The 413-nt window shown below is 64.9% G+C and carries 1 protein-coding gene; it reads right to left on the bottom strand.

What is annotated here, in order from left to right:
- A partial coding sequence (locus AC5RVV_RS18180; protein ID WP_494002735.1) for a hypothetical protein occupies positions 1-413 on the bottom strand: 413 nt, incomplete at both ends.

Below are 413 nucleotides of genomic sequence, written 5' to 3'. Positions count from 1 at the left end.
CGGCCTGCGAGCCGGAGAGGCCCTGGATGAAGTACTCGTGGGAGAAGACCGATCCGACCAGCATTTCCAGCGCGGTGCGTTTGCCGGAGCCGCCCTGGAAAGTCTCCCAGCACTTGATCATTGCCTCGCCGACGATCTGGCGCATCTCCCGCAGCCGCATCTGGTAACCGGCGTTGTCGATGGCGCCCATGTCCATGGCGTACTGGAGGAACAGGTGGTATCCGACCAGGGCGCCGGCGGCGACCTTGTAGGGGCGGGTCTTCGGGATGCCGGGGAACAGGTCCTGCAGGGATTCCCGGGTGCGGTTGTGGAGGGTGCGCATGTAGTCCATCCAGGCGCCCATCCCGTCACGCTTCTTGGACTGCATTTCGCGGGCGATCCACTTGAGGTATCCGACCCAGGCCAGGTGCTGG

It is taken from the genome of Arthrobacter sp. MDT2-34-1 (assembly GCF_059091365.1).
Note: the sequence above shows the minus strand (reverse complement) of the source record. Positions and strands in the feature narration are given on the sequence as shown.